Source organism: Leifsonia sp. KNZ12-8B, from assembly GCF_056755495.1.
The window spans coordinates 1-16687 of sequence record NZ_JBPGXM010000088.1 but is presented as its reverse complement, the minus strand read 5'-3'; the positions used below and the strand labels follow the sequence as shown (position 1 = coordinate 16687).

At 74.2% G+C, this 16687-nt stretch carries 12 protein-coding genes; 8 read left to right on the top strand and 4 right to left on the bottom strand.

Features of this window, described 5'->3' with window-relative positions:
• The 3 genes from ACR9ZG_RS13010 to ACR9ZG_RS13000 form a co-directional block, all read left to right on the top strand.
• Positions 1-511: PHP domain-containing protein (locus ACR9ZG_RS13010; RefSeq protein WP_481285268.1), on the top strand; the 511-nt coding region annotated here is incomplete at its 5' end.
• Between the two features lie 23 nt (positions 512-534).
• Positions 535-1662, top strand: coding sequence for an aggregation-promoting factor C-terminal-like domain-containing protein (locus ACR9ZG_RS13005; protein WP_481285267.1), 1128 nt, complete (start codon positions 535-537; stop codon positions 1660-1662).
• 76 nt (positions 1663-1738) lie between these two features.
• Entirely contained in the window at positions 1739-2911 is a 1173-nt protein-coding gene (locus ACR9ZG_RS13000; RefSeq protein ID WP_481285266.1) for an aggregation-promoting factor C-terminal-like domain-containing protein, read from the top strand.
• An 81-nt stretch (positions 2912-2992) separates the two neighbouring features.
• Here the strand turns inward: ACR9ZG_RS13000 and ACR9ZG_RS12995 are convergent, their stop codons facing one another.
• Positions 2993-4543 (bottom strand): DEAD/DEAH box helicase, encoded by a 1551-nt coding sequence (locus ACR9ZG_RS12995; protein ID WP_481285265.1) that lies wholly within the window; start codon positions 4541-4543, stop codon positions 2993-2995.
• A gap of 122 nt (positions 4544-4665) precedes the next feature.
• On the opposite strand from ACR9ZG_RS12995, the gene ACR9ZG_RS12990 reads away from it, so the two are divergent.
• Positions 4666-5382, top strand: coding sequence for a ferritin-like fold-containing protein (locus tag ACR9ZG_RS12990; RefSeq protein WP_481285264.1), 717 nt, complete (start codon positions 4666-4668; stop codon positions 5380-5382).
• Between the two features lie 108 nt (positions 5383-5490).
• On the opposite strand, the gene ACR9ZG_RS12985 is transcribed toward ACR9ZG_RS12990, so the two are convergent.
• Together ACR9ZG_RS12985 and ACR9ZG_RS12980 are read right to left on the bottom strand one after the other, a co-directional pair.
• A complete protein-coding gene (locus ACR9ZG_RS12985; protein WP_481285263.1) occupies positions 5491-5793 on the bottom strand; it encodes a hypothetical protein in 303 nt (100 codons plus the stop codon).
• Between the two features lie 10 nt (positions 5794-5803).
• Positions 5804-6028 (bottom strand): DUF3107 domain-containing protein, encoded by a 225-nt coding sequence (locus ACR9ZG_RS12980; protein WP_481285262.1) that lies wholly within the window; start codon positions 6026-6028, stop codon positions 5804-5806.
• Between the two features lie 106 nt (positions 6029-6134).
• Between ACR9ZG_RS12980 and ACR9ZG_RS12975 the strand changes: the two genes are divergently transcribed.
• Together ACR9ZG_RS12975 and ACR9ZG_RS12970 are read left to right on the top strand one after the other, a co-directional pair.
• Positions 6135-9314, top strand: a complete 3180-nt coding sequence (locus ACR9ZG_RS12975; RefSeq protein WP_481285261.1) for a PD-(D/E)XK nuclease family protein — start codon at positions 6135-6137, stop codon at positions 9312-9314.
• Complete coding sequence (locus ACR9ZG_RS12970) at positions 9311-12667, top strand: UvrD-helicase domain-containing protein (protein ID WP_481285260.1); 3357 nt, start codon at positions 9311-9313, stop codon at positions 12665-12667. The genes ACR9ZG_RS12975 and ACR9ZG_RS12970 overlap by 4 nt, the downstream gene beginning before the upstream one ends.
• On the opposite strand, the gene ACR9ZG_RS12965 is transcribed toward ACR9ZG_RS12970, so the two are convergent.
• Positions 12598-13707, bottom strand: a complete 1110-nt coding sequence (locus ACR9ZG_RS12965) for a phosphotransferase (protein ID WP_481285259.1) — start codon at positions 13705-13707, stop codon at positions 12598-12600. The two genes, ACR9ZG_RS12970 and ACR9ZG_RS12965, sit on opposite strands and share 70 nt — an antisense overlap.
• A 62-nt stretch (positions 13708-13769) precedes the next feature.
• On the opposite strand from ACR9ZG_RS12965, the gene nudC reads away from it, so the two are divergent.
• Positions 13770-14789: an NAD(+) diphosphatase gene (gene nudC / locus ACR9ZG_RS12960; protein ID WP_481285258.1), complete on the top strand. Its 1020-nt coding sequence runs from the start codon at positions 13770-13772 to the stop codon at positions 14787-14789.
• Positions 14786-16666: an ATP-dependent helicase gene (locus tag ACR9ZG_RS12955; protein ID WP_481285257.1), complete on the top strand. Its 1881-nt coding sequence runs from the start codon at positions 14786-14788 to the stop codon at positions 16664-16666. The genes nudC and ACR9ZG_RS12955 overlap by 4 nt, the downstream gene beginning before the upstream one ends.
• Positions 16667-16687: the final 21 nt, after the last annotated feature.

The following is a 16687-nucleotide window of genomic DNA, read 5'->3' as shown; positions in this document are numbered from 1 at the left end:
CCCCCGCCCGGGGCCCGTGGTGCGGGGGCGGGCGCGGGGGGGGGGCCGCGGGGCCCCCCCCCACCCCGCGCTGGCGCGCGGCGCGGGGGGGCGCGCGCGCCACCGCAGCGCCGCCTTCGCCGGCATCCTGCACTGGCGCAGCGGCTACTTCCAGCCGCACTACGCGCCGGAGCCCCTCACCGGCGTGCGGCTGATCCGCGAGGCGGGCGGCATCCCGGTGCTGGCCCATCCTGCGACGGGAGGCCGCGGCCGGGTGATCCCGCGCGACCGGCTCAAGCGCCTGGTCGACGCCGGGCTGTTCGGCCTCGAGATCGACCATCGCGAGAACCTCGAGGACGGCAAGGAGCGGCTGCGCGAGCTCGCGAGGGAGTTCGGCCTCGCGATCACCGGCTCCAGCGACTACCACGGCGCCGGCAAGCCGAACCGGCTCGGCGAGAACACGACGGATCCGGCCGTGGTCGACCGGATGATCGAAGAAGCGACAGGCGCGGCGCCTTTCTACGCCTCCTGACGACCTGCCCGTAGCCTGATCGGGTGACACGGAACGGGCGAGCAACGGCGGCGGCGGTCGTCCTGGCCGCCGTCCTGACGATCGCGGGAGGTGCGGCCCCCGCCCTCGCGGACGGCTACCCCTCCTGGGACGAGGTGCAGGCGGCGAAGGCGAACGCGGCGGCGGCGCAGGGCGAGGTGGATCGCATCAACGGGCTGCTGCAGGGCCTCCAGACGGCGGCAGACGCGGCGGGGGATCTCGCGGTCAAGCGGCTCGGCGAGTACGGCCAGGCGGAGGCGGCGCTGCAGGCGGCGACCGAGAAGTCCGCCGACCTCGCGCAGAAGGCGCAGCAGGCCACCGAGAAGGCCGACGAGCTGAAGCAGCAGAGCGGCAGGCTCGCCGAGCAGCTCGCGCGCGGCGGCAGCTCCTCGGTGTCGCTGCGGCTGTTCCTCAGCCCCGACGCGAAGCGGTCCGACTCCCTGCTCTACCAGCTCGGCGCGATGTCGAAGCTGGCCGACCAGGCGAGCACCCTCTATGCGCAGGCGAACGCGCAGAAGAACACCGCGGCCTCCCTCAGCGCGCAGGCCGCGGAGGCCCAGAAGGTCCGCGACGGGCTCGCCGAGCAGGCGAAGGCGGCCCTCGCTGCGGCGAACGCCGCGAAGAAGGCGGCCGACGCCCAGCTCGCCGACCAGAAGAAGCACGCGAACACGCTGTACGCGCAGCTGGCCTCGCTCAAGAACACCGCCGCGTCGGTGGAGCAGCAGTACGCGGCCGGGGTGGCGGCGGCGCAGGCGGCCGCGGAGGCGGCCAACTCGGGCGGCGGGGCCGACGGCTTCGCGCCTCCGCCCGGAATGGTGGTCGACCCGGCGGGTGCGCAGGCGTACGCCTCCAGCCGGCTCGCCGCATTCGGCTGGGGTCAGGACCAGATGGGCTGCCTCATCAAGCTGTGGAACCACGAGTCGGGCTGGCGGGCCGACGCGTACAACACCTCCAGCGGCGCGTACGGGATCCCGCAGTCGCTCCCCGCGAGCAAGATGGCGACCGCAGGGGCCGACTGGATGACGAACCAGAACACCCAGGTGAACTGGGGCCTGGACTACATCAACAGGGCGTACGGGTCGCCGTGCGCGGCGTGGGCGTTCGAGATGAGCCACGACCCCAACTGGTACTGAGCGGCCGGTACGGCCGGCCCGGCGACCGGCCCCGCAGCCTCCCTGGCCCTCGGCCGACCTGCCCTAGCCTGGACGGGTGAGACGACTCTGGACCGGCGCCGCCGCGGCCGTCGCGCTCACCGCCGCGCTGGTGTCGGCGGGAGGGCCGGCGCGCGCGGACACGTACCCCTCGTGGGACGAGGTCCAGGCCGCCAAGGCGAATTCCGCCGCCGCGCAGGCGCAGGTGAGCCGGATCAACGGCCTCCTCGCCCAGCTGCAGACCGCCGCGGCCGCCGCCGGCGACCTCGCCGTGAAGCGGGCGGCCGAGTTCGGCGCTGCGCGGACGGCCCTCGACACCGCGACGCAGAAGGCGGCGGGCCTCGGGCAGCAGGCGGCCCAGGCGGCCCAGGAGGCGGATGAGCTGAAGGCGCAGAGCGGCCGGCTGGCGGCGCAGCTGACCCGCTCCGGCGCGTCCGACGTCTCGCTGCGGCTCTTCCTCAGCGGGAGCGCCGCGTCGTCCGACGGGCTGCTCTACCAGCTGGGCACCGTCTCGAAGCTCGCCGACCGCTCCAGCTCGCTGTTCGCCCGTGCGACCGCGCAGAAGAACGTCGCCGCCGCGCTCAGCGACCAGGCCGCCGTGGCCCAGAAGGAGCGCGACCGGCTCGCCCGGGACGCGCAGAAGGCGTCGGACCAGGCGGAGGCCGCGAAGGAGGCCGCCGACGCCTCCGTCGCCGAGCAGCAGACCCGCGCCGACACGCTGTACGCGCAGCTCGCCACGCTGAAGAACACCGAAGCGTCGGTCGAGCGGGCCTACGCCGAGGGGGAGGCCCTCCGCAAGGCGCGCGAGGAGGCCGCCCGGCAGGCGCAGCAGCAGCAGGAGCAGCAGCAGCAGGAGCAGGAGGAGGCCGCGAACGCCGGGGGCGGCGCCGACAGCACCGCGCCTCCGCCTCCCGGCGTCGTCGTCGACCCGGCCGGGGCGCAGGCGTACGCCGCGAGCCGGATCGGCGCCTACGGCTGGGGCGGCGACCAGATGGGCTGCCTGATCAAGCTGTGGACCAAGGAGTCGAGCTGGCGCGCCGACGCCTACAACACCTCCAGCGGCGCGTACGGCATCCCGCAGGCGCTGCCGGGCAGCAAGATGGCGTCGGCGGGCGCCGACTGGCGCACCAACGCCGCCACCCAGATCGAGTGGGGGCTCACGTACATCGCCGGGCGGTACGGCTCGCCGTGCTCCGCCTGGTCGTTCCACCTCGGGCACAACTGGTACTGAGAACGGTACCGAGGAGGCCGCGCCGGGCAGCATGACGGCCCGGCGTCGCCGGCGGGCCGTCATGGATCGTCGTGGAGCCGCTCAGCTCGCGGGTGTCGCCGGGGCGCCCGCGCCCGCACCCGCGCCGCCGCGCGACCGGCGACGACGACGCCGCGGAGCGCTGTTGCCGTCGCGGTGCTGCGCGCCGCCGCCGTCGTGCGTGCCGGTCGCGGTCTGCTGCTCGCCGGCCTCGGCCGGAGCGGCCGCGGCCTCGCCGGAGGTCGCCTCGCCGGACGGCGCCGAGCCCTCGCCACCGCTGCGGCGGCGACGGCGCCGGCGGCTGCTCGAGCCCTCGCCTCCCTCGCCGCTCTCGCCGCCCTGGCCCTGGCCCTCTGCGCGGCCCTCGCGCGGCCCGGTGGAGGAGCGGCGCCCGCCCTCACGCGAGCCCGCGTCCGCCTTCACGGCCGGGGTCGGCTTGAGCCGCCCGCGGACGCCCTGCGGGATGTCGAGGTCGGTGTAGAGGTGCGGCGACGACGAGTAGGTCTCGGTCGGCTCGGGCTGGCCGAAGTCGAGCGCCTTGTTGATGAGCGCCCACTTGTGCAGGTCCTCCCAGTCGACGAAGGTCACCGCGATGCCCGTCTTGCCGGCGCGGCCGGTGCGGCCCGCCCGGTGCAAGTAGGTCTTCTCGTCGTCCGGGATGGTGTGGTTGATCACGTGCGTCACGTCGTCGACGTCGATGCCGCGGGCCGCGACGTCGGTGGCGATGAGGATGTCCTTCTTGCCGGCCTTGAAGGCCGCCATGGCGCGCTCGCGCTGCTCCTGGTTGAGGTCGCCGTGCACCGCCGCGGCGTTGAAGCCGCGGTCGTTGAGCTCCTCCATGAGCTTCGCCGCCGCGCGCTTGGTGCGGGTGAAGATGACGGTCTTGCCGCGGCCATCGGCCTGCAGGATGCGGGCGATGACCTCGTCCTTGTCGAGCGAGTGCGCGCGGTAGATGACGTGCTTGATGTTCGCCTGCACCTGGCCCTCGTCGGGGTCGGTGGCGCGGATGTGGATGGGCCGGGTCATGAACCGGCGGGCCAGCGCGACGATCGGGCCGGGCATCGTCGCCGAGAACAGCATGGTGTGGCGGGTGGCCGGCGTCTGCGCGAACAGCTTCTCGATGTCGGAGAGGAAGCCGAGGTCGAGCATCTTGTCGGCCTCGTCGAGCACCATCTCGCGCACGTTGCCGAGGTTCAGCAGGCGCTGGCCGGCGAGGTCGAGCAGTCGGCCGGGCGTGCCGACCACGATCTGCGCGCCCGCCTTGAGCTGCGCGATCTGGCCCTCGTACGCCTTGCCGCCGTAGATGGCGGCGACGGAGGTGGGGCGGTTGGAGGTGGCCTGCTCGAGGTCCTCGAAGACCTGGATGGCGAGCTCGCGGGTCGGCACCACGACGAGCGCCTGCACGCCGGGCTCCGGGTCGAGGCCGAGGCGCTGGATCAGCGGGAGGCCGAAGCCGAGGGTCTTGCCCGTTCCGGTCTTCGCCTGGCCGATGATGTCCTGGCCGGAGAGCGCGAGCGGGATGGTCTGGGTCTGGATGGGGAACGGCTCGGTGATGCCCTTGGCGGCCAGCGCCTCCACCATGTCCTGGTCGATATTGAGTTCGGAGAAAGTCAAAAGTATGCCTGTCGGTCGGTTCGGAGGGTCTACGCCCTGTTCTTCCGCGCAGGCGTAGGGCCGTCGATCCTGCGCCGACGGCGTCACCAGCCTACTGGACGGCTCCCGATACACTGCTGTACGTGTCAACCTGGTTCACGCGGCGACGCCCGGCCGTCGAGCTTCCCCGTCTTTCACCGCGTGCCCAGAAGGCCCCGGCGGTGCGCATCGACCTGCACGAGGTGATGCCGGACCTGCTGCCGTACCTGGGGCAGGCGGCGTACCTCCAGCTGGAGCAGTTCCGCACGCTGTCGCGCGTCGCGGCCGAGGTGAGCGCGCTGCCGGCCGCCGAGCTCGTGGCGGCCGCCGCCGGCCATGCGCTGTCGAAGCACCAGGGCATCGCGGCCGAGATCCGGCGCCGCGGCGACGACCCGGCGGAGGCGATGCGGCCGTTCGCCGATGAGATCGAGGGCTTCGGCGCGGTGCTGGTCGGCGCGGACTGGCGCGAGACGCTGCTCGCCGCGCTGGTCGCCGGCGGGCTGCTCGACGACTTCTTCATCCGGCTCGCGGCCGGCCTGCCCGGCGACATCGGGCCGCGGGTGGCGCAGCTGCTCGGCTCGGACTCCGGTCAGGAGGGCATGCTGAGCGTGCTCCGCGGCGAGATCGAGGCCGACCCGACGCTGTCGTCGCGGCTCGCGATGTGGGGCAGGCGGCTGGTGGGCGACACGCTGCTGGTGGCGCGGTCGGCCCTCCACCTCTCCGGCAACCGGGTGACGGACGAGGAGCGGATCGAGCCGATCTTCACCGAGCTGATCGCGGCCCACACGCGCCGCATGGACGCCCTGGGCCTGACCGCGTAGCGCGCACCCGCGCCGAGTCGTGACACGATGCGGGTTCCCGCGCCGAGTCGTGACCTCATGTCACGTGTGGGCGGGGAAAGCCGCACCGAGTCACGACTCGGCGGAGCGTCAGCGCGCGACGGCGCCCTTCATCAGGGAGTTCAGGAGGCGCTCGTCGGAGACGGTGCGGGCGCGGCCGATCAGCAGGTCGGCCCCGGCGACGACGACCGCGGTGCCGACGAGGGTCAGCCACCAGATCCAGCCGCCGTCCCACTTCAGGCCCGCCCAGGTGAGCGCGACCCAGAGGACGCACGCCACGGCGACGCCGAGCGCGGGGATCAGGACGGAGCCGTGCGTGTGCCGGCGGGGGAGCAGATAGCGGGCGCCGAGACCGAGGACGGCGCCGGCGAGCGCGACGAAGAGCAGTTCCATCGCCGCGAATCTAGCCGACGAAGCCGATGCGGCGCGACTCCTCCGGACCCACCTCGACGTACGCGACGCCGGCGGTCGGGACGATGTAGACCCGCCCCTTGTCGTCGCTCAGCCGCAGGAAGCCGGTGCCGCTCGTGACGGCGTTCTGCACCTGCTCGGTCAGCTCGTCGGGCGACTGGCTCGACTCGAAGCTGAGCTCGCGGGGGGCGTTGACGATTCCGATGCGGATCTCCACGTAGGTGCCTTTCAGAACGGACCGGCTGGGTGAGTTCAGACTACCGGCAGACGGCTCGCGGCCCGGCTCGCGTTCTCTGTCGGCGGACGCCGTTAGCGTGAGAGGCATGACCACCAGAGGCTTCCGTCCCCGTGCCGCCGGCGGCGCTGCGACGGCCGGCCCGCTCGGCGCGGAGGCGCTCGACGACTCCCAGCTCGACGTGCTGACGCTGCCCGACGGCGCGTCGGCCGCCGTCTTCGGCGCGCCGGGCACGGGCAAGACCACGACCCTGGTGGAGGCGCTGGCCGAGCGGGTGCTGGTGCGCGGCTACGCGACGGGCGAGGTGCTCGCGCTGAGCGCCTCCCGCGCCGCGGCGACCGCCCTGCGCGACCGCATCGCGCTGCGCCTCGACGTGCCGACGAACGGTCCGCTGGCGCGCACCGCGACCTCCCTCGCCTTCCAGCTCGTCGGCGAGCGCGCGCGGCGGCTGGGCGACGAGCCGCCGCGGCTGCTGACCGGAGGCGAGCAGGATCAGATCATCGCCGAGCTGCTCGCCGGGCACCTGGAGGACGGCACCGGCCCGCACTGGCCAGACCCGCTGGTGCCGGAGGTGCGCGCGCTGCGCGGCTTCCGGACCGAGCTGCGCGAGCTCATGGCACGCTGCGCCGAGCAGGGGCTGACGCCGTCGCGCCTCTCCGAGCTGGGCGCGATGACGGGGCACGACGAGTGGCGGACCGCCGCGCGTTTCCTGGCCGAGTACCAGGGGGTCGTCGACAGCTACCGCGGCGGCTTCGTCGACTCGGCCGAGCTGATCGCGTCGGCGGTGGCCGTCGTCCGCGATGGCAGCTCGCTCGACCGGCTGCGCGCGGTGTTCGTCGACGATCTGCAGGAGGCCACGGTGGCCACGGTCGCGCTGCTGCGCGCCCTCGCGGCCCGCGGCGTCGCCGTCGTCGCGTTCGGCGACCCCGACGTCGCGGCGACCACCTTCCGCGGCGCGGAGGCGACGGCGCTCGGGCAGCTGGAGTCGCGGCTCGGGGTCCCGGTGACACGCATCGTCCTGTCGACCGCACACCGCCAGACGCCTGCATTGCGGGAACTGACCAGCCGCGTCACCGAGCGCATCGGCACCGCGGCCGCCGGCGTGCAGCGGCTCGCGGCGGCGGGCAGGGAGGCGCCGGAGTCCGACGCCGCCGCCGACCCCGCCGCCGATCCCGCCGCCGCTCCTGTGCAGCGCGCCGAGGTGGTGCGCATCGAGGCGTCGTCGGCGCCCGCGGAGGCGGCCCGGCTCGCGCGCCGGCTGCGTGAGCGGCACCTGCTCGACGGCGTGCCGTGGAGCGCCATGGCGGTCGTCGTCCGCTCGGGCGCCCACGTCCCGGGCCTCGCGAGGGCGCTGGCCGTCGCCGAGGTGCCCACCAAGACGAGCGTCGCCGGCCGCGCGCTGCGCGACGACTACGCCGCCCGGCAGCTGATCACGCTGGTCGGCGCCGAGCTCGACGCGGTCGAGCTGACCCCCGCCGTCGCCACCGAGCTGCTGCTCGGCCCGTTCGGCGGCCTCGACGGGGTCAGCCTGCGCCGGCTCCGGCTCGCGCTGCGCCAGGAGGAGCTCGCCGGCGACGGCAACCGGCCGGGCGACGAGCTGCTGGTGGAGGCCCTGCAGAACCCCGCGCACCTCGCCACGATCGACGCGTCCCCGGCGCGTCGTGCCGCCCGGCTGGCCGAGACGCTGCGCGGCGGCCGCGAGAAGGCGGCCCAGGGCGCCACGATCGAGGAGCTGCTCTGGCACGCCTGGGAGCGCAGCGGCCTCGCCAAGCGCTGGCTGGAGCAGTCCGAGCGCAGCGGCATCGTCGCCGACGAGGCCGACCGGCACCTCGACGGCGTCGTCGCGCTGTTCACCGCCGCCCGCCGCTTCGTCGAGCGGTACCCGGAGCGCCCGGCCTCCGACTTCGTGGTCGAGCTGCTCGGCGCCGAGGTGCCGGAGGACACGCTCGCGGCGCAGACCGCCGGCGACGCGGTGCTCGTGTGCACGCCCAGCGCCACGGTCGGCAGGGAGTTCGAGGTCGTCGCCGTCGCGGGCCTCCAGGAGAGCGTGTGGCCGAACCTCCGCTTGCGCGGCTCCCTGCTGCACCCCCAGCAGCTCGCCGACGCCGTGGCCGGCCGTGAGACCGCCACCGAGGATGCGCGGGCGGAGGTGCTCGGCGACGAGCTGCGGATGTTCGCCCTCGCCGTGTCGCGCGCCCGCGGCCAGGTGCTGCTGACTGCGACCGCCAACGACGACGAGCAGCCGTCGCCGTTCCTCCGCCTCGCCGCGGGCATCGCCGTGGACGACACGGACGAGAGCCTCCCGCCGCTGTCGCTGCGCGGCATGGTCGGCAGGCTGCGCCGCCGGCTCGTGACGACCGGCGCGCCGGACGCGGCCGCGGCGCTCGCGCGGCTCGCCGACGCCGAGGTGGAGGGCGCCGATCCCGACCAGTGGTACGGCCTCCTGGAGCCCTCCACCACCGAGCCGCTGGTCGATCTCGACGGCGACGAGGAGGCGGTGGTGCGCGTCTCGCCCTCGCGGCTGGAGACCTTCGAGAAGTCGCCGCTCGCCTGGTTCGTCGACGCGATGGCCGCCTCCCCGAGCGGTCTGGCGGCCGGCATCGGAACGGTGGTGCACGCGGTCATGGAGGAGGCGAGCACGAGCGACGACGGCGACCTCAGCGTGGAGCGGCTGTGGGGCGGCATCGAGCGCCGCTGGAGCGAGCTGACCTTCGAGTCGCCCTGGCTGGAGGAGAAGGAGCGGCGCCGCACGCGCACGCTGACCGAGGGCGTGTCGGAGTACCTGCGCGACTTCGAGCGGGCCGGGGGCGAGCTGCTGGGCTCCGAGGGCGAGTTCGAGCTGCGGGTGGGCCGCGCGCTCGTCCGCGGCACCATCGACCGGGTGGAGCGCACGTCAGACGGCACGGTCGTGATCGTCGACCTCAAGACCGGCAACCGCACGCCCAGCGCCGCGGAGGCCGCCGCCCACGCCCAGCTCGGCGCCTACCAGCTGGCGATGGAGCACGGCGCGATCGCCACGGCCGAGGGGCTGCCCTCCGGAGGCGCGAAGCTGCTCTTCGTGGCGAAGGGCGTCCGCGGCAAGCGCTACCGGGAGGTCGTGCAGGAGCGGGTCCATTCCGACGGCCTCGAACGCCTGAAGGAGCGGGTGGCCGCTGCCGCCGAGGGCATGGCCGCTGCGACCTTCGCCGGCGTCGTCGACCTGGGCGAACGCGACCCCCACGGCCGTTATGAGTACCGCATCCATCTCGTCCCGGCGGTGAGCGCATGAACGACGACGACGTCCTGGAGTGGGCGGCCGAGCAGACCCCGCTGGTCGACGGCGGCCTCGACCTGGTCGAGCAGGCGTTCTCGCTGGCCGAGCCGGAGGAGCCCGCCGAGCAGCGCCCGGCCCGCGCCCTCTCCGCTGTCGAGATCGCGGAGGCGCTCGGGCTGCCGAGCCCGACGGCGCAGCAGCAGGCGGTCATCGAGGCGCCGCTCGCGCCGGCGATCGTCGTCGCGGGCGCCGGCAGCGGCAAGACCGAGACGATGGCGAACCGCGTCGTCTGGCTGCTGGCGAACGGCCACGTCCGGGTGCCGGAGATCCTCGGCCTGACGTTCACGCGCAAGGCGGCGGGCGAGCTCGCGGCGCGCATCCGGGTGCGCATCGAGCAGCTGGTCGCCTCCGGGCTCACCGACGTCGAGTTCGACCCGTTCGAGTCGCCGGAGGTCGCCACCTACAACGCCTTCGCCAACGCAATCTTCCGCGAGAACGCGCTGCTGATCGGGCGCGAGCCGGAGTCGGCGGTGCTGGGGGAGGCGTCGGCCTGGCAGCTCGCGCGGCGGCTGGTCGTCGCGAGCACCGACGAGCGCCTGGTCGAGCTCGACCGGGGTGTCGACGCCGTGACGAGCGCGGTCCTGGCGCTCAGCCGCGCGCTCAGCGAGAACGTCGTGGAGGCGCAGGAGGTGGAGCGCATGGTGCAGCGCTTCGTCCGCCTCCCCGAGCTGCCGGTGGGCAACAGCCGGGTGAAGGAGGTGTACGAGTCCGTCCGCAAGGCGGTCGCCGCCGTCGGCGCCCTCCCTCCGCTGCTGGAGCTCGCGCAGGCCTTCGACGCCGAGAAGCGCCGCCGCGGGTTCGTCGAGTACTCGGACCAGGTCGCGCTCGCGCTCGCGATCGTCGAGCGCCTCCCCGCGGTCGTCGCCGACTACCGCGACCGGTACCGGGTGGTCCTGCTGGACGAGTACCAGGACACCTCCGTGGTGCAGACCAGGCTGCTGTCGACGCTGTTCGCGGGCCAGGCGGTCATGGCGGTCGGCGACCCGCACCAGTCGATCTACGGCTGGCGCGGCGCGAGCGCGGCCAACCTCGGCCGGTTCGCACAGGACTTCACCGGCCGGCGCGACGGCGCCGCCGAGTACGCGCTCAGTACGAGCTGGCGCAATCCGACCCGCGTCCTCGACGCGGCGAACGCGCTGGTGGCGCCGCTCTCGGCGACCTCCCCGGTGCAGGTCGACCTGCTGCAGCCGCGCCCAGGGGCGACCGCGGGCGAGCTCGACGTCGCGTTCGAGCAGACCGTCGCCGACGAGGCGGAGGCCGTGGCGACCTGGTTCGGGCGGCGCCTGTCGGGGGGCGGCTCCCGCGGCGGCTCCGGCCGCCCGCCGAGCGCGGCGCTGCTGTGCCGGTCGCTCAAGAAGGTCGACGTGTTCACCGCGGCGCTCGCCCGCCACGACATCCCGTACCACGTGCTCGGGCTGGGCGGACTGCTGGAGCAGCCCGTCGTCGCCGACCTGGTGAGCGCCCTGCGCGTCATGCACGACCCGACCGCCGGGTCGGAGCTGATCCGGCTGCTCACCGGCGCGCGCTGGCGCATCGGCGCGAAGGACATCGCCGCGCTGCGCAGCATCGCCTCCTGGCTCGCGGCGCGTGATCACCGCTTCCAGGAGCTCGACCCCGCGGTCCGCGACCGGTTGCGCCGGTCGGTGGCGGGGGAGGAGTCCGCCTCGCTCGTCGACGCGCTCGACTTCGTCACCGAGGCGCCGGAGGGTCACGGCCGGCTCGCCGACCTCAGCGCAGCGGGCCTCGAGCGGATGCGCGACGCCGGGCGCCTGCTCGACCGGCTGCGCTCACGGGTCGGCCTCGACCTGCTCGACCTCGTGACGCTGGTGCAGCAGGAGCTGCTGCTCGACATCGAGGTCGCCGCCAACGAGTCGGCGCAGCTCGGCCAGGCGAGCCTCGACGCCTTCGCCGAGCAGGTCGCCTCCTACCTGCAGAGCGACGACCAGGCGACGCTCGGCTCGTTCCTCTCCTGGCTGGCGGAGGCGGAGCAGCGCGACAACCTGGCGCCGCGCAGCGAGGACCCGGAACCCGGCACGGTGCAGGTGCTCACCATCCACGGCGCCAAGGGCCTGGAGTGGGATGTCGTCGCGGTGCCCAGGATGGTCGACGGCGAACTGCCCGGTCCGCCGCAGAGCAGCGCGGGCTGGCTCGCGTTCGGCCAGCTGCCGAACGAGTTCCGCGGCGACTCCGCCGAACTGCCCGTGCTGTCGTGGCGCAACGCCGAGTGCCAGAAGGACGTGGACGAGGCGATCGCCGCCTTCAAGGCCGAGAACGTCGCCCGGCACCTCGACGAGCAGCGCCGCCTCATCTACGTGGCCGTCACGCGCGCGCGGGACAGCCTCCTGCTCTCCGGCTCGTACTGGTCGACGCAGACGAAGCCGCGCGGCCCCGGCGCCTACCTGCTGGAGCTGCAGGCCGCCGGCCTCCTCCCGGAGGATGCCGTGCCCGCCTGCGACGAGCCGGACGAGAACCCGCTGGCCCTGTCGGCGCAGCGGCTGACCTGGCCGCTCGATCCGCTCGGCGCCCGCCGGCACCGGGTTGAAGCCGCCGCCGCCGCGGTCCGCGCGTCCCGCGAGCGCGGCGCCGGCGATGGCGGCGTGTACGCCCGCGACCTCGACCTGTTGCTCGCCGAGCGTGCCAGGCGCGCCGCGGACGCCGGCCTGGTCGAGCTGCCGGCGCGCATCCCCGCGTCGCGGTTCAAGGACTACGTGAGCGACCCCGCCGGCGTCGCCGCCTCGCTCCGCCGCCCGATGCCGGAACGGCCGTACCGGCAGACCCGGCTCGGCACGCTGTTCCACCGCTGGGTGGAGGAGCGGTTCGGCACGGTCGCCGGAGCCGCCGACGCGCTCGACGCGCACGCCGCCGAGCTCGACGACCCGGCGGGCGAGGTGCTGGAGGCCGAGCGGCTCGCCGAGCTGCAGGAGACCTTCGCGAACAGCGAGTGGGCGGGGCGCCGACCCGAGCAGGTCGAGCTGGAGATCCACGTCACGCTCGCCGGTCAGGTCGTCGTCTGCAAGCTCGACGCGGTGTACCGCGTCGACGACGGCGAGCACGACTACCAGATCGTCGACTGGAAGACCGGCAAGGCGCCGCGCGACGCGGACGACCTCGAGCGCAAGCAGCTGCAGCTGGCGCTGTACCGCCTCGCGTTCGCCCGCTACAGCGGAGTCGACCCGGAGCGGATCGACGCGGTGTTCTACTTCGTCGCCGACGACCGCGTGGTGCGGCCCGAACGGCTCTACAGCGAGGAGGAGCTGCGGTCGCTCTGGTCCTCGGCCACCGGCTTCAGCCCGCCCGAGCGCCCGTAGCCGTCGTGCCCTGCGCCCTGGCCGTCGTGCTGCGCGCCGTGGAGGCGGTCGCCGGGCGTGCGGTCGAGCATCGCCTCAACGTCGTCGATCGCCATGATCGGCCCGGTCGCGGTCGAGAGCGGCGTCACCGACTGGCTGTGCACGCGGTCGACCAGCCCGTCGAGCATCTGCACGGCGTCGTCGACGATGCCCTGGTCGCGGACCTCGCGGCCGTGCAGCAGCCAGCGGGCGACCTCCAGCTCCGCGTACAGCATGGCGCGCTGGGTGAACTGGCGGTCGGTCGCGACCTGGCGGGTGGAGGCGTACGCGCCCAGCGCGCCGTCCGTCGCCTCGGGCGCCATCGCGAGCAGCCAGTGCAGGTCGCGGGCCGGGTCGCCGACGCGCAGCGCCGACCAGCCGAGCACGGCGGTCACGGAGTCGTCTTCGACGAGGAACGAGTCGGCGGTGAGCGAGCCGTTGATCACGGTCGGCTGGAACTGCCACAGCGAGTGGTCGGCCACCGCGTCGCGCCAGCGGTCGCGGAGGGCCGTCGGCAGCAGGCCCGTCGCCGCGGCCGACTCGATGATCGTCGTCGTGGCGGTCAGGCATTCGGCGGCCGACTGCACCGGCAGCCCCGCCTCGCCGACGAAGTTGGTGGGGAGGCGGTGGATGGCCGCGATGGCGTGCCCGATCGATCCGGCGAGCCCGTCGCCCGGCGGCACATCCTCGACCGCGATGTGGTGCCCGGGGAGGAAGTCGTAGACGATCGCCCTGGTCCCGCCGATCGGCGCCTGGCCGCGGTAGTGCGGCACGTCGAACGGGAGCCGGCTGCGGATGCCGGTGGTCAGCGCGCGCAGCGCGACGAGGTCGGCGCCCTGCTCGCTCTCGGCCGCCTGGGTGGTGGGGACGCGGATGATGACGGCCTCGCCGTCCGCCGTCTGCAGCAGGGCCGCGTCGTAGTCGCCCGCTCCCTCCGAGCTGTACGACCGGGAGCCGGTGACGGCCAGGTCGGGGACGGCCGAGGTGGCCAGCGCGGCTAGAGTGAAGTGGGATCTGGCCATGCTCAATAGGCTAGATGGACATCCCCGCGTGGGCCGTTCCGCCACGCCTTGAAAGGATCTCGATGTCGTCCGCACCTCCCGTCGCCCTCCCGCTCGCCGCCCTTCCGCTGTCGCGGCACGCGGTCGATCGCGACCACGCCGCCCGCACCCGTCCCGCGCTGTTCGACGAGCTGTGGGCGGAGCCAGGCACGCGCGTGCTGGCGCTGTGGAAGGGGAGGGCGCTGCTCACGGCCGAGAGCGTGGCCGCGGCGACCCCGGCCTCCGACGGCTGGTCGGCGCCCGACGCCGGACCGGCCGAGCTGGAGCTGCTCCCGGTGGAGCGGGTCACCAGCGCGACCGTGCGCGTCTACCTCGGCCGGACCCTCGTCGCGACCGACCGCGAGCCGGCCGGGACCGCCGTCGTGCTGGAGGTGCTGACGGACGCCGCCGCGCAGGAGCTCGAGCCGGACGAGGCGCGCTGGGGCAACCTGCGCACGGTCGCCACCGCGCTGAGCGACCGCGACGCCGGCCTGTTCACCGAGGCGCTCGCCATCGCGAACTGGCACGCCTCGCACACGCACTGCCCGCGCTGCGGCACCCCGACGGTGGTGGAGCAGGCCGGATGGGTGCGCCGATGCTTCGAGGACGGGTCGGAGGTCTTCCCGCGCACCGACCCCGCGGTGATCGTCACCGTGCTCGACGCCGACGACCGGCTGCTGCTGGGCTCGAACGCGATGTGGGAGAACTCGCGGTACTCGCTGCTCGCCGGGTTCGTCGAGCCGGGGGAGTCGTTCGAGTCGGCCGTCGAGCGCGAGATCTTCGAGGAGGCGGGCATCCGCGTCGTCGACGCGCAGTACAAGGGGTCGCAGCCGTGGCCGTTCCCGGCCTCCGTGATGGTCGGCATGACTGCGCGGCTCGCCGACGACCAGGCGCCGGCCGCGCTCGACCCGGACGGCGAGGAGATCCTCGACCTGCGCTGGTTCAGCCGGGACGAGCTGTGGGAGGCGCGGGACCAGATCATCCTGCCCGGCCGCTCGTCCATCGCCCGCGCGCTGATCGAGGACTGGTACGGCGGCTCGCTCGACGAGCCTCCCGCCCGATGACGATGGCCGGGACGCCGACGACGCCGACGACGCCTGCCGCGACGCCGGAGGCGCTGCTGGCCGGGCTCGACCCGCAGCAGCGGGTGGCGGCCGAGGCGCTGTTCGGTCCCGTCTGCATCCTCGCCGGCGCCGGCACCGGCAAGACCAGGGCGATCACGCACCGGATCGCGTACGGCGTCGCGAGCGGCGCGTTCACGCCCAACCGTGTGATGGCGCTCACGTTCACCAACCGGGCGGCCGCCGAGCTGCGGGGGAGGCTGCGGAGGCTGGGCGCGGGCGGTGTCGCGGCCCGCACGTTCCACGCCGCCGCGCTCGCGCAGCTCAACTACTTCTGGCCGCAGGTCGTCGGAGGCCAGCTGCCGTCGGTGCTCGACGGCAAGGGCCGGGTGCTCGGGCACGCCGCGGAGAAGCTCGGCCTGCGGGTGGACACGGCGACGCTGCGCGACGTGGCCGCCGAGATCGAGTGGCGCAAGGTCTCCGGGCTCGGCATCGACGAGTACGCGGCGTCGCTCGGCTCGCGTGCGGTGCCGTCGAACCTGCGCCCCGAGCAGCTGGTCGACCTGCACCGCGCCTACGAGGAGCTCAAGGACGAGCGCAAGCAGATCGACTTCGAGGACGTCCTGCTCGTCTGCGCCGGCATGATCGAGGTGGAGCCGGCCGTCGCCATGCAGGTGCGCGAGCAGTACCGCTTCTTCGTCGTGGACGAGTACCAGGACGTCTCGCCGCTCCAGCACCGCCTCCTGCAGCTGTGGCTCGGCACCCGCAAGGACCTGTGCGTCGTCGGAGACGCCAGCCAGACGATCTACTCGTTCGCGGGGGCGCGCAGCCAGTACCTGCTGGACTTCGAACGCGAGCACCCGGGTGCGACGGTCGTGCGCCTGGAGCAGAACTACCGCTCGACGCCCGCCGTCATCGACGTCGCCAACCGCCTCATGCGCGGCCGCTCCGGTGCGCTGACGCTGCGCGCGGCGGAGGCGCACGCCGTGGGGGCGCCCTCGCACGCAACGGGGGCGCCGCCGCACGCAACGGCGGAGTCGTCGCACGCAACGGGCGCGCCGTCACACGCAGCCGCGGCGCCGTCACACGCAACGGCGGCGTCGCCGCACGCCGCGCGTCCGTCGTACCCGCCGGTCGCCGCGCCGACCGCGTACGGGGACGACCGCGAGGAGGCGCGCGGCGTCGCCCAGCGCATCGCCGCGGAGCTCGCCGCGGGCGCCAAGCCGGAGGACATCGCGGTGCTGTACCGCGTGAACGTGCAGGCGGCCGCGCTGGAGCAGGCCCTCGGCGACCTCGGCATCAGCTACCGCATCCACGGCTCGAAGCGCTTCTTCGATCTGCCGGAGGTCCGCCAGGCGATCATGACCCTGCGCGCGGCGAGTGTCGCGGCGACGGACGAGCCGCTCTTCAAGTCGGTCAGCGACGTGCTGCGCACGCTCGGCTGGTCGGTGCAGCCTCCCGAGGGCCGTGGCGCCGTGCGCGACCGCTGGGAGTCGCTGAACGCCATCATGCGGCTCGTGGACGAGCAGCCGCCCGGCACGACGTTCCGCCGCTTCACGGACGAGCTGCTCGCCCGCCAGGCCGGCCAGCATGAGCCGACGCTCTCGGCCGTCACGCTCGCGACCCTGCACGCGGCGAAGGGCCTCGAATGGGAGTCCGTGCACCTGATCGGACTGAGCGAGGGCCTCGTCCCGATCAGCTACGCCACCGGCTTCGACGCCATCGACGAGGAGCGGCGCCTCCTGTACGTCGGCATCACCCGCGCCCGCCGCCGCCTCTCGCTCAGCTGGGCGGAACGCGGCACCCAGCCCGGTCGCCCGGTCCTCCGCCAGCCGTCGCGCTTCCTCACGGAGATCGGCCCGCTGACCCGCCCCTCCTGACGCTGTCTCTTATACACATCT